Annotated in this window: 19 protein-coding genes; 6 read left to right on the top strand and 13 right to left on the bottom strand. The window is 66.2% G+C overall.

Translation table 11 applies throughout. The features are described from left to right. Positions 1 to 92: 92 nt before the first annotated feature. Entirely contained in the window at positions 93 to 1,691 is a 1,599-nt protein-coding gene (locus tag NP511_RS18965) for an oleate hydratase (RefSeq protein WP_049966681.1), read from the bottom strand. Positions 1,692 to 2,021: 330 nt separating this feature from the next. On the opposite strand from NP511_RS18965, the gene tmcA reads away from it, so the two are divergent. Beyond that, positions 2,022 to 4,289, top strand: coding sequence for a tRNA(Met) cytidine acetyltransferase TmcA (gene tmcA, locus NP511_RS18960; RefSeq protein WP_049966680.1), 2,268 nt, complete (start codon positions 2,022 to 2,024; stop codon positions 4,287 to 4,289). A gap of 31 nt (positions 4,290 to 4,320) precedes the next feature. Here the strand turns inward: tmcA and NP511_RS18955 are convergent, their stop codons facing one another. Both NP511_RS18955 and NP511_RS18950 read right to left on the bottom strand, forming a co-directional pair. Next, positions 4,321 to 4,593: a HalOD1 output domain-containing protein gene (locus NP511_RS18955; protein WP_049966679.1), complete on the bottom strand. Its 273-nt coding sequence runs from the start codon at positions 4,591 to 4,593 to the stop codon at positions 4,321 to 4,323. Between the two features lie 79 nt (positions 4,594 to 4,672). Then, positions 4,673 to 5,413 (bottom strand): SDR family NAD(P)-dependent oxidoreductase, encoded by a 741-nt coding sequence (locus NP511_RS18950; protein WP_006650719.1) that lies wholly within the window; start codon positions 5,411 to 5,413, stop codon positions 4,673 to 4,675. Positions 5,414 to 5,490: 77 nt separating this feature from the next. On the opposite strand from NP511_RS18950, the gene NP511_RS18945 reads away from it, so the two are divergent. Both NP511_RS18945 and NP511_RS18940 read left to right on the top strand, forming a co-directional pair. Beyond that, positions 5,491 to 5,976, top strand: a complete 486-nt coding sequence (locus NP511_RS18945; RefSeq protein WP_049966678.1) for a DUF456 domain-containing protein — start codon at positions 5,491 to 5,493, stop codon at positions 5,974 to 5,976. A gap of 44 nt (positions 5,977 to 6,020) precedes the next feature. Continuing rightward, a complete protein-coding gene (locus tag NP511_RS18940) occupies positions 6,021 to 6,185 on the top strand; it encodes a DUF8014 family protein (RefSeq protein WP_162834902.1) in 165 nt (54 codons plus the stop codon). A 55-nt stretch (positions 6,186 to 6,240) separates the two neighbouring features. Here the strand turns inward: NP511_RS18940 and NP511_RS18935 are convergent, their stop codons facing one another. From NP511_RS18935 to NP511_RS18920, 4 genes are all read right to left on the bottom strand, one after another. Continuing rightward, the gene (locus NP511_RS18935) at positions 6,241 to 7,983 is read right to left on the bottom strand and encodes a glutamate--tRNA ligase (RefSeq protein WP_049966677.1); all 1,743 of its coding nucleotides are present in this window, start codon (positions 7,981 to 7,983) and stop codon (positions 6,241 to 6,243) included. Further along, positions 7,983 to 8,399 carry a hypothetical protein gene (locus NP511_RS18930; RefSeq protein ID WP_049966676.1) on the bottom strand — a complete coding sequence of 139 codons (417 nt, stop codon included), beginning with the start codon at positions 8,397 to 8,399 and terminating at the stop codon, positions 7,983 to 7,985. The genes NP511_RS18935 and NP511_RS18930 overlap by 1 nt, the downstream gene beginning before the upstream one ends. A 105-nt stretch (positions 8,400 to 8,504) precedes the next feature. Continuing rightward, complete coding sequence (gene idsA3, locus NP511_RS18925; RefSeq protein ID WP_006182169.1) at positions 8,505 to 9,557, bottom strand: geranylfarnesyl diphosphate synthase; 1,053 nt, start codon at positions 9,555 to 9,557, stop codon at positions 8,505 to 8,507. Position 9,558: 1 nt separating this feature from the next. Then, positions 9,559 to 10,905: a ribonuclease J gene (locus NP511_RS18920; RefSeq protein ID WP_006650714.1), complete on the bottom strand. Its 1,347-nt coding sequence runs from the start codon at positions 10,903 to 10,905 to the stop codon at positions 9,559 to 9,561. Between the two features lie 357 nt (positions 10,906 to 11,262). On the opposite strand from NP511_RS18920, the gene trkA reads away from it, so the two are divergent. Then, a complete protein-coding gene (gene trkA, locus NP511_RS18915; protein WP_049966675.1) occupies positions 11,263 to 12,594 on the top strand; it encodes a Trk system potassium transporter TrkA in 1,332 nt (443 codons plus the stop codon). A gap of 127 nt (positions 12,595 to 12,721) precedes the next feature. Here the strand turns inward: trkA and NP511_RS18910 are convergent, their stop codons facing one another. From NP511_RS18910 to NP511_RS18895, 4 genes are all read right to left on the bottom strand, one after another. Next, positions 12,722 to 12,925: a hypothetical protein gene (locus tag NP511_RS18910; RefSeq protein WP_049966674.1), complete on the bottom strand. Its 204-nt coding sequence runs from the start codon at positions 12,923 to 12,925 to the stop codon at positions 12,722 to 12,724. After that, positions 12,922 to 14,472 carry a TrkH family potassium uptake protein gene (locus NP511_RS18905; RefSeq protein ID WP_006650711.1) on the bottom strand — a complete coding sequence of 517 codons (1,551 nt, stop codon included), beginning with the start codon at positions 14,470 to 14,472 and terminating at the stop codon, positions 12,922 to 12,924. The genes NP511_RS18910 and NP511_RS18905 overlap by 4 nt, the downstream gene beginning before the upstream one ends. Positions 14,473 to 14,599: 127 nt before the next feature. Next, positions 14,600 to 15,286 carry a potassium channel family protein gene (locus tag NP511_RS18900; RefSeq protein WP_049966673.1) on the bottom strand — a complete coding sequence of 229 codons (687 nt, stop codon included), beginning with the start codon at positions 15,284 to 15,286 and terminating at the stop codon, positions 14,600 to 14,602. Between the two features lie 118 nt (positions 15,287 to 15,404). After that, entirely contained in the window at positions 15,405 to 15,650 is a 246-nt protein-coding gene (locus tag NP511_RS18895; RefSeq protein WP_049966672.1) for a hypothetical protein, read from the bottom strand. Positions 15,651 to 15,850: 200 nt separating this feature from the next. Here NP511_RS18895 and NP511_RS18890 point away from each other — a divergent pair, with 200 nt between their 5' ends. After that, positions 15,851 to 17,395: a TrkH family potassium uptake protein gene (locus tag NP511_RS18890; RefSeq protein ID WP_049966671.1), complete on the top strand. Its 1,545-nt coding sequence runs from the start codon at positions 15,851 to 15,853 to the stop codon at positions 17,393 to 17,395. 127 nt (positions 17,396 to 17,522) lie between these two features. Here the strand turns inward: NP511_RS18890 and NP511_RS18885 are convergent, their stop codons facing one another. Together NP511_RS18885 and mvk are read right to left on the bottom strand one after the other, a co-directional pair. Then, positions 17,523 to 18,257 (bottom strand): isopentenyl phosphate kinase, encoded by a 735-nt coding sequence (locus tag NP511_RS18885; protein ID WP_049966670.1) that lies wholly within the window; start codon positions 18,255 to 18,257, stop codon positions 17,523 to 17,525. Then, entirely contained in the window at positions 18,254 to 19,240 is a 987-nt protein-coding gene (mvk, locus tag NP511_RS18880) for a mevalonate kinase (RefSeq protein WP_006650706.1), read from the bottom strand. The genes NP511_RS18885 and mvk overlap by 4 nt, the downstream gene beginning before the upstream one ends. Before the next feature lie 134 nt (positions 19,241 to 19,374). On the opposite strand from mvk, the gene NP511_RS18875 reads away from it, so the two are divergent. Further along, on the top strand, positions 19,375 to 20,289 hold the full coding sequence (locus NP511_RS18875; protein ID WP_049966924.1) for a phosphate/phosphite/phosphonate ABC transporter substrate-binding protein: 915 nt from the start codon (positions 19,375 to 19,377) through the stop codon (positions 20,287 to 20,289). The last annotated feature ends 10 nt before the right edge of the window (positions 20,290 to 20,299 follow it).

Here is a 20,299-nt window from a genome sequence, read left to right as displayed (position 1 = left end):
CATCAGGTGCGAAAAATGATAGAATCGAACGGTCGTGTTCCCCCGGCCGGCAGTGGGTTCCCACACCGCCGGTGAGTACTCCGGTATCGGGGCTATCTGAACGCCGCTTTCGCGGCGTCGACGAGAACCTCGGGTTCGTACTGGTGCGTACTCACCGGTGGCACGTCCCGATCCACGTCGAGTTGGTCGTAGACGGCCGTCATCGCGGACCGTACCGAATACTCGACGGTGAACACCACGTCCCGGGGTTGCTCCGCGAACTGGCCGATGAACGCGAGGTTGTTCGATCCCGGTGGGACGACGTCCGGCCGATCGCCGGGCGTCCGCGGCATGAAGTGACTCGTGATAAACGGCATATTACAGGGGATACAGTTCGCGTCCTCGAGGACCGACGGGAGTTCATCGAGATAGCCGAGGTGGTAGCACAGTTCCTCGAGGATCTCTTCGCCGGTGCAGTTCCCCATCTTCTTCTCGACGTAGTTCCCCTCCTCTTCGGGGAACAGGCCGTATCCCCAGAAGACCTTCACGTCGTCGGGCTGGTTCGCGAAGTGGGGCTGGGCGGCGACGACGATGGACATCAGCCAGTTCGACTCGGTGAAGGTGATCAATCCGTTCCCGGGCGCTTCGCCCGTGACCTCGACGATGTGTTCGAGCAGGTCCGGCTCGTCGAGCGTGACGGTGTAAGACGGCCACTTCGTCTCCTGGACGTGGTCGGCAAACGCCGACGGCGTCCCGAACTCGGGGTTGTCCTCGGCGATGTTCTTCCACAGTTCGAAGGACGCCCCCGTCGTGTTCAGGTCGGGCGCTTCGGTCATCGATCCGAGATCCGAGCCGTCGGTCATCGAGCCGTTGGTCACGAAGACGAGATCCGTCGGCTCGACGTCGATCGTCTCGGCTACACCGTCGGCCTCGTAGTGGATCGTTTCGACGGTCTTGCCGTCCCGACCGGGTACGATATCCATATCGGTCACTTCACAGCCGCCCCGGAACTCGACGCCGTGGTCTTCCAGCCACCGCCGAATCGGTCGGACCATCGAATCGTACTGGTTGTACTTGGTCCGGTGGATCCCCTCCATGGTGTTCAACCGGGGGAACTCGTGCATGAAGCGGTGCATGTATCGTCGCATCTCCGCGACGCTGTGCCAGGGCTGGAAGGCGAACGTCGTCGCCCAGATGTACCAGAACGTCGTCTCGAAAAAGGAGTCGGAAAACCACTCCTCGATCCGCGTGTCGCCGAGTTGCTCCTCGGGCGTCAGGACCAGTTGGAGCAAGGAGAGCCGATGCTCCATCTCGAACCCGTACGACGAGACGTCGAGGACCTCCTGTTCGTCGCCCAGCAACCGAGCGACGGCGTACGTCTGATGGTCCTCGTTGAACTCGTCCATGACGTCCTTGACCGATCGCTCGCGGTCCTCGAGCGACGGAATCGTCTCGAGCAGGTCCCACGTACACTCGTACGTCGGGAAGTTGAGCATCCGGCCGCCCCGAATGACGTATCCCTCCTCGGGCGAGCCGGCTCCGTCGAGTGCCCCGCCCATCACGTCCAGTTTCTCTAGGACGTGGACGTTCTCGCCCGGCAGTTCGCTGTCACGGACGAGGAACGCGGCTCCGGCGAGGGATGCGATCCCCCCGCCGACGAAGTACGCCTCCCGTTCCGATCCGTCCTGTCGCTGGGGTTGTTCGTTACTCATATGATCTTCCCTCCGTGTTCCCGATCGACGTCCCGTTTCGCCGGCACGGCCAGTGTGAATCCGTCCTGTCGTACATGTACAACCACACTTAGATTATTGATACGACCGGTCTTGAAATCGGACAGCAGTTCTCATAGCGTGGAAATGATGAACAGGTTATAAGTTTCCGGAAATTGCCGTCCCGATCGGACGCGGTTCGACGGACGGAGACGGCGAAAGTCGCCGAATCGATCCTCGAACCGGACACGGAGTCGCGATGGTCGAGGGCACCGTCGATGACGGCGTCCGCGCATGAGTGAATAATTATACCGGCACACACGAAGCGGCCGTATGAACGCGGACGCGGACGTCGTCACGCTCGCAGGAACACTCCATGCAGAAGCCGAGCGCGCCAACGAACGGCGGGCGTTGGTCCTTGCGGGAGACCGAGAGCGCGGGTACGATCGACTCGAGGCGGTCCTCGATACCCTGTCGGTCCCGATTACCGCGACGACGCTGGTCGGGCCCGACGACCGGCTTCGCTGCGAACAGTTGCCCCAGGCCAACGCGAGCGAATTGCTGGGAACGACGCGAGAGGTGATCGCCGTCGACGCTCACGCGGAACTCCGGCCCAACGCCGTCGGGAAAGTCGCCGGTGCGGTCGACGGCGGCGGCCTCCTCGTCTTGCTCGTGCCGCCGCTCGAGGCGTGGCCGGACCGCCGCGACGGGTTCGACGAATCGCTTGCCGTCCCGCCGTTCGAACTGGACGATGTCTCCGGCCGCTTCCGACGACGGCTCGTCGAGACCGTACGGGCGCACCGCGGCGTCGCCATCGTCGACCTCGAGTCAGGACGGATCGAGGCCGACGGCCTGACCCACCCGTCCCCGCGGCTGGCGACGGCCGATCCCGCGCCGCCGCCGGATCGACGGTTCCCGATGGCCGCCTACGAGGCCTGCCTGACGGGCGATCAGGCCGACGCCGTCGCCGCCCTCGAGTCGCTGTCCGAGGCCGATCGGGCCGTCGTCCTCGAGGCCGACCGAGGACGGGGCAAGTCCAGCGCGGCGGGGATCGCCGCGGGCGCGTTCGCCACCGCCGGCGAGGACGTCCTTGTGACCGCTCCAGCGGCACGAAACGCGGCGGAACTGTTCGATCGCGCGGGCGAACTCTGCCGGACGCTCGACGACGACGCGACGGTCGAGTCCCGCCGGATCGAGACGAGCGCGGGCGGCTCGGTCCGGTTCCGCGAGCCGACGGCAGCGGCGGAAACGACCGAAACGGCCGATATCGTCCTCGTCGACGAGGCCGCTGCGCTTCCCGTTGCGACCCTCGAGTCCCTGCTGACCGCGGACCGGGTCGCGTTCGCGACGACGATCCACGGTTACGAGGGAGCCGGTCGGGGCTTCTCGGTCCGGTTCCGGGACCGGCTGACCGAGAGCGACCACGAGGTGACCGACTGCCGGCTCGTCGAGCCGATCCGGTACGCCGGGGGCGATCCCGTCGAGGTGTGGGCTTTCCGCGCGTTGCTGCTCGACGCCCGGCCGCCGGTCGAGCCGCTGGTCGCCGACGCCGACCCCGACTCGGTCGAGTACCGCCGGCTCGAGCCCGACGCCCTCCTCGCGGACGAGCGCCTGCTCCGAGAGGCCTTCGGCCTGCTCGTCCTCGCACACTACCGGACCGAACCCAACGACCTCGCGCGCCTGCTCGACGCCCCCAACCTCGAGGCCCGCGCGTTGGTACGGGACGGCCACGTCGTCAGCGTCGCCCTGCTCGCGCGGGAGGGGAACCTGTCGCCCGAGCGCCGCGCGATGATGTACGAGGGCGGCCGGATTCGGGGTAACATGCTGCCGGACGTGCTGACCAGCCAGCTGCGCGACGAGGCCGCCGGCGAGCCCGCGGGCCTGCGGGTCGTCCGCATCGCGACCCACCACGCGGCCCGCTCGCGGGGGCTGGGCTCGTTATTGCTCGAGCGCGTTCGCGAGGAGTTCGGCGACGGCGCGGATTCGATCGACTGGCTCGGGACCGGCTTCGGCGCGACCCCCGGCCTGCTCGCGTTCTGGCGGGCGAACGGCTATCGGACGGTCCACGTCTCGACGACCCGCAACGATTCGAGCGGCGAGTACTCCGCGCTCATGCTCGCGCCGACGACGGACGCGGGCCAGCGGCTCCACGACCGCCACGCCGAGTGGTTTGCCGGCCGATTCGGGGCCTGCTGTTCGGACTCGCTCGCCGACCTCGAGCCCGACGTGGCCCGTGCCGTCCTCCGGAGCGTCGACGCCGAGGCCGCGCCGCCGCTCGAGTTGTCCGATCACGAGTGGCGGGTCGTCGCCGGAGCCGCCTACGGGCCGGGCCTGTTCGACGTCGACCCCGGCCCCTTCCGCGATCTCGTCGTTCGATACCTCGCCGACGACCCCGACGGTGTCGACCTGACCGCCCGCGAGGAGCGGCTGCTCGTCCTGCGCGTTCTGCAGGCCCGGGACTGGGAGTCCGTTGCCGACCGCCTCGAGTTCCATTCGACCAGCCAGTGTATGCGCGCGCTGGGCGACGCCATCTGTCCGCTGGTCGATCGCTACGGGACCGCGGCGGCGCTCGCGGTTCGGGAGCGGTTCGCCGACGAGTGAGTCCGCAGTACCGCGAACGGCGGGCCGTCCCTCACCCCGTTTTCACGAACTTCGCCGTCCCGTTCTGTTCGACGGTGATCCGATACCGGTGATAACTGAACTCGACCTCCATCTGGGCCTCCGGTGCCGGCGGGTTCGAAAAGAGTTCGGCGAGCATCCCGTCCACGCAGTCGTATATCGTCGGGAGGTCGGTCGAATCGACGCCCTCGAGGTCCATGATCGCCTCGATGATCTGTACCGTCGGGTTCTCGCCGTCGGGGTCGAGCGTCCGGTGAACGATCTCACTCTCGGTCTGATCCGTCATCGTCCCTGCCAACGGGAACCCCCAGTATAGATGTCCGGCATGATTCCGCTCTCCGAGACGCCGTCCCCGGCACGCACCCTCAAAACAGCCGTCGACGCAGCCGCTCGGGAAGGAGATCAACGAGCCACGCGATGGCCCGCCAGCGCCGCGTGACGTAGGCGTGCGTTCGCTTCTTCTCGATCGCTCGAGCGATCTGTGCGGCCGCCGTTTCGGGCGAACACTCCCAGAAGCCGCCCAGCGACAGCTTGGTGTCGACGAACCCCGGCTCGATGGTCGTGATCGCCACGTCCGTATCGCGATCGCCCTCCCGATAGCGAAGCCCTTCCAGATACGTCGAGACGTAGGCCTTGGAGGCGCTGTACGCCGGCGCGTCGTCGTTACCGATGTGGGCCGCCACGGACGAGATCCCCACGAGGTGCCCGTCCGACTCGCTGGCGTGGTCCGGCGTCGACTCGAAGTATTCCATCGCGGCCGTCGCCAGCGCGGTAAACCCGCGGACGTTGACGTCGATCGTCTGCCGTTCGGGCTCCCACTCGAGGTCCCGATTGACGGTCGCGACCCCGGCGCTGAGGACGACGAGATCGACCGACGGCATCGCCTCCGCGAGGTCGAAAAAGCCCTGTCTGGCGTCCTCGACTGCGGTGACGTCCATCGTCGCGACGTAGGACTTGGTCGGTAGTTCGTTCCCGATCCGCCGCATCCGTTCGGTTCGCCGGGCCGCAAGTCCGATCTCGTAGCCGTCGGCCGCCAGCCGTCGGGAAAGCGCCTCGCCGATCCCCGAGGACGCGCCGACGACGATCGCACCGCGTTGCTGTGTCATATCCACAGGTTCGGAGCCGCGTACCTAACCCTACTGAAGGCGGTAGGCATTTGCCGCAGTCCGTCGTCGCCGTCAGTATGGTCGACGTGGTCCTCGTCGTCGCCGTCGCGTTGCTCGCCGGTGCGATCGTCGGCGCGGCCGTCCCGATGGTGCCCAGCGGCCTCCTCTCGCTGGCCGGGCTCGGCGTCTACTGGTGGGGGTCCGGAACCGCGGAGATCAGCGTCCTCACGTTCGCCGTCCTGGCCGTCATCGCGGTCATCACGGCACTCATCGAGTTTTTCGGCGGGTCGATCGCCGCCCGCGCCGGTGGCGCGTCGTGGCTGACGACCGCCGTCGCCGCCGGCGTCGGGATCGCTCTCATGCTCGTCACCGGCCCGGTCGGGCTACTGGCCGGCCTCTTCGGGACCGTCTTCGTCCTCGAGTTCGTCCGCGGCGAGGAACTCGAGGGCAGCGCCCGGTCGGCGGTCTACACGACGGTCGGGACCCTCGCGTCGACGGCGGTCCAGGTGCTGTTGACGGCCACGATTTTGCTTGGCTTTCTCGTCGCGGTCTTCCTGCTGTGATCCGCGGGAAACACTGAAGTCGTGGGTATCGTTCACGGAGAATGATGGACTGTACCGAATCCGACTGTCAGCGCCAAGCGGCGGTCGAGTTACACGTTCCGTGGGACGAGAACCGGCACGTCTGTGCCGCCCACGCCCGCGTGCTGGGTCGGCAGGATGGCGTCGTCGCCGATCCGTTACCGGATCGGGGTGACGACCTGCTCGAGTAATCGGCAGGAGCGTGGGAATCCCCGACTCAGAGAGCCGTCCCGTCTCGAAACGGCCTCAGGGATGTGTGTAGTACGCGACGGTCTCCGCGTCGTCCTCCTCGTCACTTTCGTGCCGATCGATCCGCGCGAACCCGACCCGCTCGAACTGCACCAGTTCGTCGGGCTCGAGGTCGGCGACGCCGGGCTCGGCGTGACCCGTGACGTCGCCGTCGATCGTCCGCATGCGGAGGGGGACGCGGCCGTCGGCCGGCACCCAGTGGACGACGTCGACGCCCTCCTCGCGGACCACGTCGAGATCGTCGGTGGCGTACCGCAACGCGCCGTCCTCGAGTTCGAACCCGCCCAGTCCCTTCAACCAGAGTCGCGTGTCCTCGGCGGCCGGCTCGGGGAGGTCCTCGCTCTCGAGCATGACCGAGTCGCCGACGGGGATCTCTCGGACGCCCCGTTCCTCGTGGTTGGGGTGCAGCGGCGGGTTCGCCTCGGCGGGCGGGTCACCGGCGAGGGGGACCTGATTGCCGTCGCGGACGAAGAAGCGGCGGTCCGTCTCCTCGTCGATCAGGTCGCGGTTGGCGGCGTAGATCGAACTCATCGCCAGATCGACGTCGCTGGTCGAGGTGCCGAGGCCCACCATCGCCTCGACGATGGCCTCGCCCCGAATACCGCGCCGGCGCAGGCTCTTGAGCGTCGGCGCTCGCGGGTCGTCCCAGCCGTCGAGTTCGCCTCGCTCGATCAGCTCCGAGATGGTCGAGGTACTCATCTTGACGTCGTAGTCGTCGAGCTGGACGTGGCCCCAGTGGACGACTTCCGGATACTCCCAGTCGAAGTAGTCGTAGACGAACTGTTGGCGCTTCGCGGAGTCCTGCAGGTCGATCCCGCGGATGATGTGGGTGATCCCGAGCAGGTGATCGTCGATCCCCGACTGGAAGTCGAGCATCGGCCAGCAGCGGTACTCGCTGGCTTCCTCGCGGGGGTGTGGCGTATCGATCATCCGGAAGGCGACCCAGTCCCGCAGTGCCGGGTTCTTGTGTTCGATGTCCGTTTTCACGCGGAGAACCATCTCACCGCTTTCGTACTCCCCGTCGATCATGGCCGCGAACTCCTCGCGGACCGTCTCGACGTCTTTCTCGCGGTGGGGACAGGCCTCGCCGCTGTTTTTCAACTCGGAGAATTCCTCGCCCGAACACGAGCAGGTGTAGGCCCCGCCGAGGTCGATCAGCTCGCGGGCGTGGTCGTAGTAGGTCTCGAGGCGATCGCTGGCCTTGTAAACGTCGTCGGGCTCGAAGCCGAGATATTCGAGGTCCTCGAGGATCGCGTCGTAGGCCTCGAGATCGGGCCGCTTGGTCTCGGGGTCGGTGTCGTCGAAGCGCACGCAGAACCAGCCGTCGTAGCGCTCGCGATAGGTGCCGATGACGGCGGGCATCCGGGCGTGGCCGACGTGCCACGGGCCGTTGGGGTTGGGCGCACACCGCATCCGGATCTCGTCGTAGTCGTCCGCGTTCGGGAGATCGGGGAGGTCGTGTTCGTCTTCTTCTTCCTCGGCCTCGATCTCGGCGAGTTCCTCGGGAGCGAGTTCTTCGAGGCGCTCGCGTTTCTCGTCGTAGCCGAGGTCGTTGACCCGGCCGACGACGCCGCCGGCGATGCCCGGAATCTCGTCGCCGTGTTGGCGGAAGTCGGGGTTGTCGCCCATCAGCGGCCCCATGATGGCACCGACGTCGGCGTCGCTCTCGTGTTTGACGGCGTTCAACAGCGCGTGCTTCTCGACCTCGCGCTCGATGCGTTCGCGTAAGTCGTCGTCCATTACCGGGCGGTACTTCCGCCCGGGCCAAAACCCTCGCGATTCGGGCCGCAACCGACGCACACAACGGCGGCTACCCGTGACGGGTCGGGGAAGTCACTACCGGCACACCCATCCCCGTCCTGTGGTCGTACAGAAAGATCGGCACGATAGCCCGTCTCAGTCTCGAGGTCCCCCTCGTCTTCTCGGAGCGATGCGACCGGAACGTCGGTTCGCTCGACCAGCGTGTAGAACTCGCCGGCCGTCCCCTCACGGGGCTCGTTCGGCGCGACGGGGTCGATCTCGTTTTCGTTCGGGCCGGCGGTCCCGAGGACCGAGTCGAGACAGTCGGCGGTCGCGATCGCACCGACCGCCATTGCCGTCCCGAGTAGGTCGCGTCGGGAGAGCCCGCCGGCTCCGTCCGTGGAGTCGTCAGTCATATCAACCGCTCGGTGGGGAATTCGCAACAGAATCCGGGCGAAATCGAACGCCGTCTCGAGCGGTGCGTCGCCCGTGCCGACCGCCAGCGGGTGCCCGATCGAGCGTCAGTAGCCGCGTTCGATCAGGTAATCCGCCAGCTCACAGAGCAGGTCGCGGGCCTCGTTGTCCGGCAGTACCTCGAGTCGGCGCTTGCCCCGTTCGACGAGATCGGTCGCGGTTTCGTCGGCGTAGGCGATCGAGCCCGACGCCTCGAGTTCGGCGACGGCGTCGTCGATCTCGGCCTCCGTGACCGCCTCGACGTCGTCGGTATCGACGAGGTTCTCGACGTCGACGCCCTGCTCGCGGGCGTGGACGGTGATCAGGGTCTGTTTGTTCTCGACGAGGTCGCTCCCGCGCTGTTTGCCCAGTTGTTCGCTCGGGACGGTCAGATCGAGGACGTCGTCCCGGATCTGGAACGCGCGGCCGATATCGAGCCCGTAGCCGTAGAGTTCCTCGATGGTCTCGTCGTCGGCCCCGAGCAAGATCGCGGGGAGACACGCCGACGCGGCGTACAACACGGCCGTCTTCTGCTCGACCATCTCGAGGTACTCGTCGGGGGAAACGTCGGCCCGTTCCTCGAAGGTGACATCCAGCGACTGGCCCTCACAGATGTCCGTACAGGTCGTCGCCAGCACGTCGAGCGCGTCGACGATCCGATCCGACTCCGCGCCCGTCTCGAGCATGATCTCGAAGGCCTTCGAGTAGAGCGTGTCGCCGGCGAGGATCGCCGTCTCGAGGTCGTACTCCTTGTGGACGGCCGGCACCCCACGGCGGAGGTCGTCGTCGTCCATGATGTCGTCGTGGATCAGGGTAAACGACTGGATGACCTCGACGCTGACCGCGGCGGCCATCATATCGACCGGCCCGCTCCCGTCGACGGGGTCGAACGAGCGGTAGTCCGCCGACAGCGGATCGACGTCGGTCAGCGCCTCCGCGGTCGTCAGCAACACCGTCGGTCGGAGTCGCTTGCCGCCCGCATCGAGCAAGTAGCGGGAGGCCTCGTAGAGCCGCTCGGGCCGCTTGATCGGTAGCTCCTCGGGGATCGCGTCGTTGACCTGCTCGCGGCGCTTCCGGACCGCCTCGAGCACCGCCTCTTCGCGTGCCTCTGGGCTCGTCATATCAGTCGACTAGCTGGATGAGGTTCCCGTTGCGTGTCACGTGAAGATCTCGGCCCATCTTGTAGCCCTCGCTCTCACAGAGATTGACGTAGCTGGAGAAGCCGCTCATGTCCTGGTGGGCGGGGATGACGTGTTGCGGTTGGAGCGCATCGAGCATCTCGTAGTGCCCCTCTTGGTTGAGGTGACCAGAGACGTGGATGTCGTCGTAGACGCGTGCGCCCTGCATGCCGAGCAACTTCTCGGCCTGGTAGCGCTGGCCCTCGTTGGTCGGCTCCGGGATGACCCGTGCCGAGAAGACGACTTTGTCGCCGTCGTCCAGTTCGTAGGGCGTCTCGCCGCGGGCCATTCGGGTGAGCATCGCGCGGGGCTCGCCCTGGTGGCCGGTGACGATGGGCAAGTAGTTCTCCTTGCCTTCGTTCATGATGCGCTTGAACGTCCGGTCGACGGATTTGCGGTGGCCGAACATTCCCAGATCCGAGGGGAAGTCGATGAAGTCGAGCCGTTCGGCAGTGCCCGAATACTTCTCCATCGACCGCCCGAGCAGGACCGGCTGCCGGCCGATGTCGTCGGCGAACTCGACCAGCGATTTGACGCGGGCGATGTGGCTCGAGAACGTCGTCGCGACGATGCCGCCGTCGTAATCTTCCACACTGTAGAGGACGTCCCGGAGGTGTTCGCGGGCGACCTTCTCGGAGGGGGTCCGTCCCTTCTTGCTGGCGTTGGTACAGTCCTCGATGTAACACAGCACGCCGTTGCCCTCGCGACCGATCTCGCGGAACCGCTCCATGTCGATCGGGTCGCCGATGACGGGCGTGTGGTCCATGCGCTTGTCAAGCCCGTAGACGATCGCCCCCTCGGGCGTGTGAAGGACCGGGTTAATCGCGTCGATGATCGAGTGGGTGACGTTGACGAACTCGAGTTCGTTGCGGTCGCCGATCGACATCGTCTCGCCGGCCTCCATCTTGACGAGGTCGTTCTCGACGCCGAACTTCTGTTCGCCCTCGATCTGTTGTTTGACCAACTCGATCGTAAACGGCGACGCGACGATCGGCGCGTCGTATCGGTGTGCCAGCTTCGAGATGGCACCGATGTGGTCGAGGTGCCCGTGGGTCGGCACGATGGCCTTGACGTCGCCCTCGAGGTCGCTCATGACCCGGTCGTCCGGGATAGCGCCCATATCGATCAGGTCGAGACTGTGCATCCGTTCGGTTTCGACGTTGTCGTGGATCAGGACCTGCGAGAGGTTCAGACCCATGTCGAAGATGACGACGTCGTCGCCGGCGCGGACGGCAGTCATCTGCCGTCCGACTTCTTCGTAGCCGCCAATGGTTGCGATTTCGATTTCCATGGTTCGTAGCACTGAAAGCCGCGTGATGGACTCTCATCGAAACTGTCCGCGGACGCCTAGTCGTACGGCCCCGGCGTCTTGCAGCGCGTCGGCCATCCCGCTATGCGCTCGCGGGGACGATCGTCCCCGTCCGGCTCACGACATCGTGAGCCACCGAGCGCACTTGCCCGCGGGTTTCGTTGCTCCCCCCTACACGCCCGGGCATTAAAAACGCAGTGGGTTGGCCGTCCGGAGCGACCGTCTCGTGGGGGCGGTCCGGGCGGAACGCGGGGGGCTGTCACGGGTTTCGAGACACCGTAATCCATTTCTCTATTCGGCCGAAACCGGTGGGCAATACATGCTTTCGGAGGGATCGTCGTGTACGTAATCATCGTCGGTGCCGGCGAGGTCGGGCGCTCGATCGCCGCGAACCTCGAGGACGGCCACGACGTGGTCGTCATCGACCGCGACGCGAACGTCGTCGAGGAACTCACCTACTCGCTGGACGTGCTGACGATTCGGGGCGACGGGACCGACCTCGAGATCCTTCGTGAGGCGGACCTCGAGCGGGCGGAACTGGTCATCGCCTGTACCGACAACGACGAGACCAACGCGGTCGTCTGTGGCGCGGCCAAGGCCGCGACGGACGTCTTCACGGTCGCTCGAGTGCGCCGCCGGACGCTGCTGGAAACGTGGCAGGGATCGCAGGGTGCCTTCGGCGTCGATTTCATGGTCTGTACGGACCTGTTGACCGCGCGGGCGATCTTCCGTATCTCCGGCCTGCCCAGCGCACACGACGTCGACACGTTCGCCGGCGGACTGGTCCGGATGGCCGAGTTCGACATTCCGACGGATAGTCCGATCGTGGACCTGACCGTCAGCGAGGCCGACTGTTACGACTCGCTGACGTTCGCGGCGATCTTCCGCGACGACGAGATGATCGTAACCCGGGGTGACACACACATTCGGGCGGGCGACCGGGTCGTCGTCATCGGTAGTCCCGACTCGATCAACGAGTTCGCCGACGAGGTCGCGACCAAACCGGACGACGCCGAGGAGGTCGTCATCGTCGGCGGCAGCGAGGTCGGTTACCAGGCGGCCCGCGAGTTCGAGGACCACGGGTTCCGACCGCGGCTGATCGAGCGGGACCACGAACGGGCCCGCGAGATCGCCGAATCGCTGCCGAACACGATGGTCATGGAAAGCGACGCGACCAACTCCGAGTTCCTCGCGCGCGAACACGTCGGCGAGGCCGACGTCGTCGTCGCCGCCTTAGACAGCGACGAGAAGAACCTGCTCGTCTCCCTGCTTGCCGATCGGCTCGGCGTCGACCGTACCGTCGCGATCATCGAGAACCCCGAGTACGCCGACCTCTTCGAGACCGTCGGGATCGACGTCGCGATCAACCCCCGCGAGGAGACCGCCGAAGAGATCATCCGGTTTACCCGGACCGACAACACCGAGAAGATCGCGATGCTCGAACACGACCGTGCCGAGGTCATCGAGATCGAGATCGGCCCGGAGAGCGTTCTCGCCGGGCGTGAAATCGTCGACGCGACCGACGATCTCCCTCCCGGCGTCGTCATCGGCGCGATTTCGCGGTCCGGCGACCACATCACACCCCGCGGGTCGACCGTCATCGAGCCCGGTGACCACGTCATCGTCTTCGTCGATGCGACGGTCCTCGACGACGTCCTCGACCTGATCTAGCGCCGCTGTTCGTTCTCCGCAGTTTCCGTCGCCACAGCCTCCGCTCTCGTCGACCAAGCACTGTCACTCGTCTCGATCCCGGTTCGACAGTCGCCTCGAGGACGAGGCGACGGGCCACCACCAACCGTCAGCGACGGATACCGCGATAAAGGACGTATGCGACGAAGAAGAGAACGTACGCCGCTGCGAGGCCGACCGTAACGGTCGAGCGGCCGAGGAAGGCGATGACGAGTATCAGGACCGGCCCCGCAAGCAGGAGCGAATCGAAGACCCGGTCCTCCGCGCCCGACTCGAGGAGGTCGCCGACGATCGGGATATCAGAGACGGTCATCGGTAGAGCCCCCCGCGGTCGAAGACCGCCCGCAGCGTCACCAGCACGGGAATGATCTCGAGGCGGCCGATCCACATGTTAAAGAGGAACATGACCTTGCCGAGCGTCGGGAGCGACTCCGGCCCGGTGATACCCGCCGAGAGGCCGACGTTCCCCTGTGCGCTTGCCACTTCGAAGATAACGTTCTCGAGGGTGTACTCGCCCTGCGGGAGCATGATGAGAAGCGCGAAGGTGCCGAGCCCGAGGAAGAGGAACCAGAGCGCGGCGATGATCGCCGCTTCCTCGAACTCCTGGCGTATTTCCTGCTCGTTGAGCCGGCGGCCGTTGATCTTCAGTCGGCGGACGGCCGTCTCGGGGTAGAAGACGTCCGCGATACGGAACCGGATCCCTTTCAGGAGGGTGAGCGCTCGGATCAGCTTGATCCCGCCGACCGTCGACCCCGCCGCGCCGCCGACGACCATCCCGAACACGACGGTGAGCTGGGCCTGTGCCGACCAGCGCCCCAGCGCGACGTTCGTCGCGTCGGTCGCGGTCTGGAAGCCGGCACAGGTCGCCGCCGAGACGAACTGGAACGAGCCGTACCGGAACGCGGTAAACAGGGAGTCGTACGTGTCACTGACGTACACCAGCACGGTCAGCAGAACCGTCCCGATCCCCATGTAGATGAACACCCAGCGGGTCTGCAGGTCCGAATAGAGGTTCCGCAGGTCACCCTGCAGGATGAGATAGTGGACGGGGAACGCGATGCTGCCAAGCAGCATGATCGGGAGGAGCGCGAAGTCGATGGCCACGCTGTCGTAGGTCGCGATCGAGTTGTCAGTGATCGAGAACCCGCCGGTCGCCAGCCCCGTCATGCCGTGGTTGATCGCCCCCCAGAGCGGCATTCCGACGACCCACAGCAGCAGGATCGAGACGAACGTAAAGAGGATGAAGATCCACCAGATCGTCTGCACGGTCGAGACGATGCTCGGGTGGATCCGCTCGGAGCGGGCTTCGCTCTCGTAGAGGGTCAGCGAGCCGCTCCCCGGCCGGGCGAGGATCGCCGTCGTGAGGACGATCACGCCCACGCCGCCGATCCACTCGATGAACGACCGCCACCACTGCAGCGTCCGCGGCAGGACCTCCTCGTTGTCGGTCATCGTCAGCCCGGTCCCGGTGAAGCCGCTCATGCTCTCGAAGACGGCATTGATCGGGTTCGTAAACGCCGCGAGCGTCGACGTCTGGGATGGCTCGCCGAGGATCGGCGGCGCGAGTTCGACCGTCCACGCGATGAGGAGGAACGGCAGCGAACCGAAGATCGCGACACAGAACCAGCCCAGCGCGGCGATGATCATCCCGTGGAGCTTGCCGGGCCGGGCCGCGTCCCGGAACCGCGAGGTCAAGATGTAGCCGACGGCGAAGGGGACCAGTCCCGCGACGACCAGTGCCGGAATCGCGTAGTACTCCCCCCAGATGAGCGGCACGAGGATCGAAACGAACAGCAGTCCGGCCAGCGCCTGAAAGATGCGGCCCAGGTCCCGTCCGATGGTCCGTGCCGCCCCCTTCATCCGTCACCCTCCACCGGCTTCGGAGACGCCGGTACGGTGAGGGCTTGCCGCCCCGCTCGAGGCAGGGCTCCCGAAGACGGCCGTGCGGTACCAGCGGCGTCGGTCCGGACCCACCGTCGATCGACCGTCATTGGACTCGGTCTTCGGGATGGCCGAACACGTCCGTGAGTTCGGGTTCCGCACCGAACGCCGAATAGACCGTCAGGAGGTCCCCGGCCTCGATCCGCGTATTCCCCCGTGGCGTGATCGGCGGATCCTCGCCCTCGCGTTCGATCGCGACGACCAGGACGTCCTCGGAGAGGAGGTCACCGTCAGCCGCCTCGATGAGGGTCTTCCCGGCGATCGGCGCGTTTTCCGTCACCTCTATCTCGAACACTTCCGCCTGCTCGCCGATCCGCATGTAGTCGACGATCGCCGGGCGAGCGACCGCCCGATAGAGGTATTCGGCGATGAGTTCCTGCGGATTCTCCATCGTGTTGACGCCGATCTGGCGGAACACGTTCATGTGTTCGGGATCGTGAACGACCGAGACGATGTTGGGGACCTCGTGTTCCTGGGCGAGCAGACAGACCATGATGTTGGTCGCGTCCCGGTCGGTCGTACTGATCAGGGCGTCCGCCCGCTCGATGCCGGCGTCCTGAAGCGCATTGTGATCGGTTGCATCGTCCTCGAGAATCAGACAGTCGTACGTACCGGCGGCCCGATCCGCTCGTTCGGGATCGTTCTCAATGACGACGACTTCGTTTCCCGAACGCGTCGCGATATCGATGAGGGGTTGGCCGATATCGCCCGCACCGACGATGACGATATACATTAGATCGGTGTTCTTGCGTGACCGTTGAAAATATACCGCTTCGGTGACCGTCTCGGTCGCCCCGAACGAGAGGAACTCGATCCCGTGCGAATCCGTCGAGAGAGCTACCGGGACGGGATCATTTCCACGGCCAGTCCCGTTGGCGCTGCCGTCTCGATCGCTCCGTGGTTTCCGACAGAATCCGTTCGATCGCCCAACCGGCCCACAGGAAGACGACCGCGATGAAAACGGCCATCTCGAGTCGGATCACCTCCCCGTATCGGACGGCAAGGACGAGGGCCATGATCGCCACCGCGGCGGCGACGACGCCAAAGACGTCGTAGAACGTATGTGGGTGGCGAACGCTTGGTAATCGAACGTGCATAGTACTATCTACGCGCTGTCAGTATATAATCCTATTCACGAAACCGATCGATACTCCCCCTTCGAGGCCCATTTTCGAGGCGCTTTTTCGCCGGCCACAACGGTGTCACGGGTGGAAACCGTCTTACGATGGATTAATGGGACCGAATCGAAATGCGATAACTACCGTGTCTAGATGTACTTCCGCGAGCGGGGTGTTCCATGCGGCTCCGAACTGACTGGCGCGCCAGCGTCGCGCTCGTCGGAACCGTTCTCAAGTATCTCTCCGTGCCGCTGGTCCTTCCGCTCGTCGTGGCGCTTATCTATCGCGATCCAGTCGTCCCGTTCGTCGCGACGATCGCGCTGACGGTCGCAGTCGGCGAGGGTCTCGAGCGGCTCAGCCCCGAACCGGACCTCGATATCCGCGAGGCGATGCTGTTCGTCGCGATCTCGTGGCTCGCGGTCGCGGTCGTGGGGGCAGTGCCGTACGTGATCGCGGGCTGGGGGACCGAGTCGACGCTTGCCCATCCCGTCAACGCCCTCTTCGAGTCGATGTCCGGGTTCACGACGACCGGAGCGACCGTCCTGGGCGAAATTTCCCTCGAGCGCCATTCCCACGCGATCATGATGTGGCGACAGCTCACCCAGTGGCTCGGCGGGATGGGGATCATCGTGTTGATGGTCGCGATCCTCCCTGAAATCGCCGTCAGCGGTGCCCAGCTCGTCGATTCGGAGGCTCCGGGCCCCGAGCTACAGAAACTCACGCCGCGGATCGCGGAGACCGCCCGTATCCTCTGGCTGGTCTACTTCGCCTTTACCGTCGTCTATATCGCTATTCTCTACGGCTTGCACCTCGCGGGAGCGGCACCTAACATGGGGCTGTACAACGCCATCGCCCACGGGTTCACGACGCTCCCGACCGGCGGGTTCTCGCCGGAGGCCGACAGCGTCGCGGCCTTCTCGGCGGCCGTGCAGTGGACCGCCGTGCCGTTCATGATCATCGCCGGGACCAACTTCGCGCTGTTCTGGCACGTCTTCAGCGGGGAGGGCCACCGCTTCGTCCGCAACTCCGAGTTCCGCGCCTACATCACCGCGATCGCCGGACTCACTGCCCTCTTGGCCGGGATGCTCTACGTTGGCACCGCGCCTGCCTTGGCGGAACTCGGCGGCGTGACCGAAGGCGTGTTCGAGAACTCGCTGCGCCAGAGCGCCTTCCAGATCTCCTCGCTGTTGACCTCGACGGGGTACGCGACCAGCGACTTCGTCGACTGGAGTTCGACGGGGAAGATCGTCCTCCTGTTCGCGATGCTCGTGGGCGGCTGTGCCGGCTCGACGGGTGGCGGCGTCAAGGTCGTCCGATGGCTGATCATCTTCAAAGTCCTTCGGCGGGAGCTGTTTACCGCGTCCCACCCCGAGGTCGTCCGTCCGATCCGGCTCGGCGGCAACGTCGTCGACGAGGACGCCATCCGGGGCGTCCTCGGCTTTACCTTCATGTACCTCATCATCTTCGCCGGCGCGACCCTGCTGATCGCGCTGGACGTCAGTCGGGCCAGCGCGATCGCGAACTTCTCCCCGCTCGAGGCCTTCAGCGCGAGCCTCGCGACGATCGGGAACATCGGCCCCGGCTTCGGCCACCTCGGACCGTTCGGCAGCTACCTGGATTTCCCGGTCCCATCGAAACTCCTGATGATCTTCCTGATGTGGATCGGCCGCCTCGAGATCATCCCGGTACTGATCCTCTTTACCGGCGGGTTCTGGACCCGCTGAACGGATCGGCTCGCCTCCGTGCGGTCGATCCCGCTCCCTGCTCTCGCGTTCGTCCGATTCCCGTCAGTCCCGACACGGCCACGATCTGCACCACGGATGCGCCGGGACCCAGTAATAGCAACCCACCTCAGTCGATCGTCGTCCCCGGGTTCTCGCCCGCGAGGAACGACGCCAAGCCCTCGAGCCCGAAGATCGACGCCTCGGCCTCGAGACCGAGCAGCGTCCGCACCTTGCCGGCCATCCCGCCGGTCACGTCGGTCGCCTCGCTGGCTCCCAGGACGTCGGCGACGGCGTCGAAGTCGTCGATCCGGTCGATGACCGCATCCTCACCGTCCAGTACGCCGGGCACCGTCGAACAGAGCCCGACCCGATCGGCCTCGAGGGCTCGAGCCAACGCCGCCACCAGTTCGTCGCCGCTGACGACGGTCGCGCCTTCGCCTGCGTGGGCGATCATATCGCCGTGGAGGACGGGAACGAATCCCTCGGCGAGCATCGTCTCGACCTGCCCGGTCGGCAGATCGAGTTCGCCCTCGCCGTCGCGGTGGCCCGCCGAGAAGGGATGGACCGGCACCGCCTCGACGTCGCGCTCGAGCAGCCGTCCGATGACGAACTGATTGAGCGTCTTCATGGCGCCGTGAATATCGAGCGCCGCGGTCGCGTCGCGGGTCCCCGCCGTCGTGGTGACGCCGTGTTCGCTGGCGTTGTGGTGGCCGAAACTGCCGCCGCCGTGGACGACGACGAGGTCCTCATCGCCCTCGAGCGCGGCGATCGCGTCCGCCGCCCGCGCCAGGGCGTCGCCGTCGAGGGTCTCCGGTCGGTCCTTTGCGGTGATGACGCTGCCGCCGAGTTTCAGGACGATCATTCGACCCGCTTCACCCCGGTTTCTGCCAGTTCGGCGCGGAAGGCGTCCTCACAGCCCGGCGTGAACGAGAGTGCGGTCTCGGTCTCCTCGGTGGGATCGAGCGCGACGATACAGCCCCCGCCGCCGGCACCGGTCAACTTCGCGCCGTGAGCGCCCGCATCGCGGGCTGCCCAGACCATCGTGTCCAGCGAACGCGAGGAGACCCCCAGCGCGGAGAGCAGGCCGTGGTTGAAGTCCATCAGCCGGCCGATCTCCTCGACGTCGCCGTCGGCGAGGGCGTCCTCGCCGTTGCGAACCACGTCGCCGATGGCTTCGACCGTGTGGGCCGCGAAGTCGTACTCCTCGCGGAGGTCCCGGACGCCCGCGACCAGCTGGCCGGTCTCGCCCGCGCCGCCGTCGAACCCGATCACGATCGGGAGTTCCGGTGCCTCGAGCGAGCGGCAGTCGTCTCCCTCGACACGGACCGCGCCGCCGGTTGCCGAGCAGAACGTGTCGGCGCGGGAGGCCTGGCCATCCTGGACCTGTGACTCCGTTCGATAGGCTCGCTCGGCGAGTTCGTCGCGGTCCAAGGTGACGCCGAGTTCCCGAGTGGCCGCGTCGATGGCGGCGACGACGACCGCCGCCGAGGACCCCAGACCCGCCCCGAGCGGGATGTCGCTCTCGATGGTCACGTCGAAGCCGGCCTCTTCCGCACCGGTGACCTCGCGGACCTGTTCGATCGCGCCGTCGACGTACTGGGTCGCCGCCGTCACCAGCGATTCGGGGACGTCCACGTCGGGACGAGCGTCGGCTGTCGCCCCGTACTCGACGGTGAACCCGTTCAGGCTCAGGTCCTCCGCGTTGACCCGGAGTCGCCCGTCGTCCCGTTGCCGGACCTCGACGCGGGCCCGCCGCTCGATCGCACACGGGACGGCGGGCTCGCCGTACACCACCGCATGCTCCCCGAAGAGGTACACCTTGCCGGGAGCGCTCGAGAGTGTCATGGCCGGCCGTTCGTCCGACGGCCGTTAATAGCTATCTCTACCGGGCGAGCGTCGCCCGCCGCTCCATCGAGGACGGATCCCGCCGCCCGCGGCGTATTCGTAGGTGTTATACCCCGGTGATGACGACAGCGGCTGTGAACCGACGGACGTATCTCGGAGCCATCGCCGGGGGCGCGACCGCCGCCATCGGCGGCTGTCTCGGCGGCGAGAGTATCGACAGTGACGACCACCCGGTCGCCGCGTGGGCGGACGGGACGATCGAGTTCGCGCTCCCGCCGTTTCAGGACGCGGAGCAGCTCGAAGCCCAGTACGCCGGCACGTTCGAGTGGATCGCGGACGGGTTCGACGAAGTCGATTCGGTCGAGGGGACGCCGACGACCAGTTACAGCGCGGTCGTCGAGAGCGTCGTGCAGGGTCACACGGAGCTGGCGAACCTCTCGCCGGTCATCTACGCCATGGCCCGCGACGAGGGGATCCACCCGCTGGCGATCAACTGGTCCCACGGCAGTGACGCGTACCACACGTACGTCGCCACGCGGGCCGAAACGGACGTCGAGCACCTCGCCGATCTCGAGGGGAAGACCGTGGCGATGGTCGACCCGCTGAGCACGAGCGGCGGCCTGTTCCCGCGGTACATGCTCTCGGAGGCGGGTCTCGATGCCGGCGACGTCGACACCGAAGCGGCGGACTTCGACATCGAGTGGTCGTTCGGTCACGACGCGTCACTTCAGGCCCTCGAGAACGGCCACGTCGACGCCGCCGCCTACGGCGACTTCCAGCATCCGGACGACGACGCGATCGTCAAACTCGCCGAGAGCGACCCGATCCCGTTCGACCCGATCGTCGCGAAGCCCGATACCCCCGAGACGGTCCGCGAGCAGATGACCGAGCGACTGCTCGAGACGCCGGACGAGGCCCTCGAGGACCACCGGGTCGACAGGTACGGGCCCGTCGAACCCGGCACCTACGATCCCGTCCGGGACGTCGCCGAGGAACTCGGCATCGAAATCGCGGATCTGGAGGAGGAAGACGGAGACGAATCCGACTAGGTCCCGTACC

Source organism: Natrinema thermotolerans (assembly GCF_031165565.1).
GTDB lineage: Archaea > Halobacteriota > Halobacteria > Halobacteriales > Natrialbaceae > Natrinema > Natrinema thermotolerans.
This window is presented reverse-complemented; position numbering and strand designations above follow the sequence as displayed.

Excerpts from the sequence above, each read along its gene's own strand:
- NP511_RS18965 (WP_049966681.1), bottom strand. The coding sequence starts at position 1,691 with ATGAGTAACGAACAACCCCAGCGACAGGACGGATCGGAACGGGAGGCG.
- tmcA (WP_049966680.1), top strand. The coding sequence starts at position 2,022 with ATGAACGCGGACGCGGACGTCGTCACGCTCGCAGGAACACTCCATGCA.
- NP511_RS18955 (WP_049966679.1), bottom strand. The coding sequence starts at position 4,593 with ATGACGGATCAGACCGAGAGTGAGATCGTTCACCGGACGCTCGACCCC.
- NP511_RS18950 (WP_006650719.1), bottom strand. The coding sequence starts at position 5,413 with ATGACACAGCAACGCGGTGCGATCGTCGTCGGCGCGTCCTCGGGGATC.
- NP511_RS18945 (WP_049966678.1), top strand. The coding sequence starts at position 5,491 with ATGGTCGACGTGGTCCTCGTCGTCGCCGTCGCGTTGCTCGCCGGTGCG.
- NP511_RS18940 (WP_162834902.1), top strand. The coding sequence starts at position 6,021 with ATGGACTGTACCGAATCCGACTGTCAGCGCCAAGCGGCGGTCGAGTTA.
- NP511_RS18935 (WP_049966677.1), bottom strand. The coding sequence starts at position 7,983 with ATGGACGACGACTTACGCGAACGCATCGAGCGCGAGGTCGAGAAGCAC.
- NP511_RS18930 (WP_049966676.1), bottom strand. The coding sequence starts at position 8,399 with ATGACTGACGACTCCACGGACGGAGCCGGCGGGCTCTCCCGACGCGAC.
- idsA3 (WP_006182169.1), bottom strand. The coding sequence starts at position 9,557 with ATGACGAGCCCAGAGGCACGCGAAGAGGCGGTGCTCGAGGCGGTCCGG.
- NP511_RS18920 (WP_006650714.1), bottom strand. The coding sequence starts at position 10,905 with ATGGAAATCGAAATCGCAACCATTGGCGGCTACGAAGAAGTCGGACGG.
- NP511_RS18910 (WP_049966674.1), bottom strand. The coding sequence starts at position 12,925 with ATGACCGTCTCTGATATCCCGATCGTCGGCGACCTCCTCGAGTCGGGC.
- NP511_RS18905 (WP_006650711.1), bottom strand. The coding sequence starts at position 14,472 with ATGAAGGGGGCGGCACGGACCATCGGACGGGACCTGGGCCGCATCTTT.
- NP511_RS18900 (WP_049966673.1), bottom strand. The coding sequence starts at position 15,286 with ATGTATATCGTCATCGTCGGTGCGGGCGATATCGGCCAACCCCTCATC.
- NP511_RS18895 (WP_049966672.1), bottom strand. The coding sequence starts at position 15,650 with ATGCACGTTCGATTACCAAGCGTTCGCCACCCACATACGTTCTACGAC.
- NP511_RS18890 (WP_049966671.1), top strand. The coding sequence starts at position 15,851 with ATGCGGCTCCGAACTGACTGGCGCGCCAGCGTCGCGCTCGTCGGAACC.
- NP511_RS18885 (WP_049966670.1), bottom strand. The coding sequence starts at position 18,257 with ATGATCGTCCTGAAACTCGGCGGCAGCGTCATCACCGCAAAGGACCGA.
- mvk (WP_006650706.1), bottom strand. The coding sequence starts at position 19,240 with ATGACACTCTCGAGCGCTCCCGGCAAGGTGTACCTCTTCGGGGAGCAT.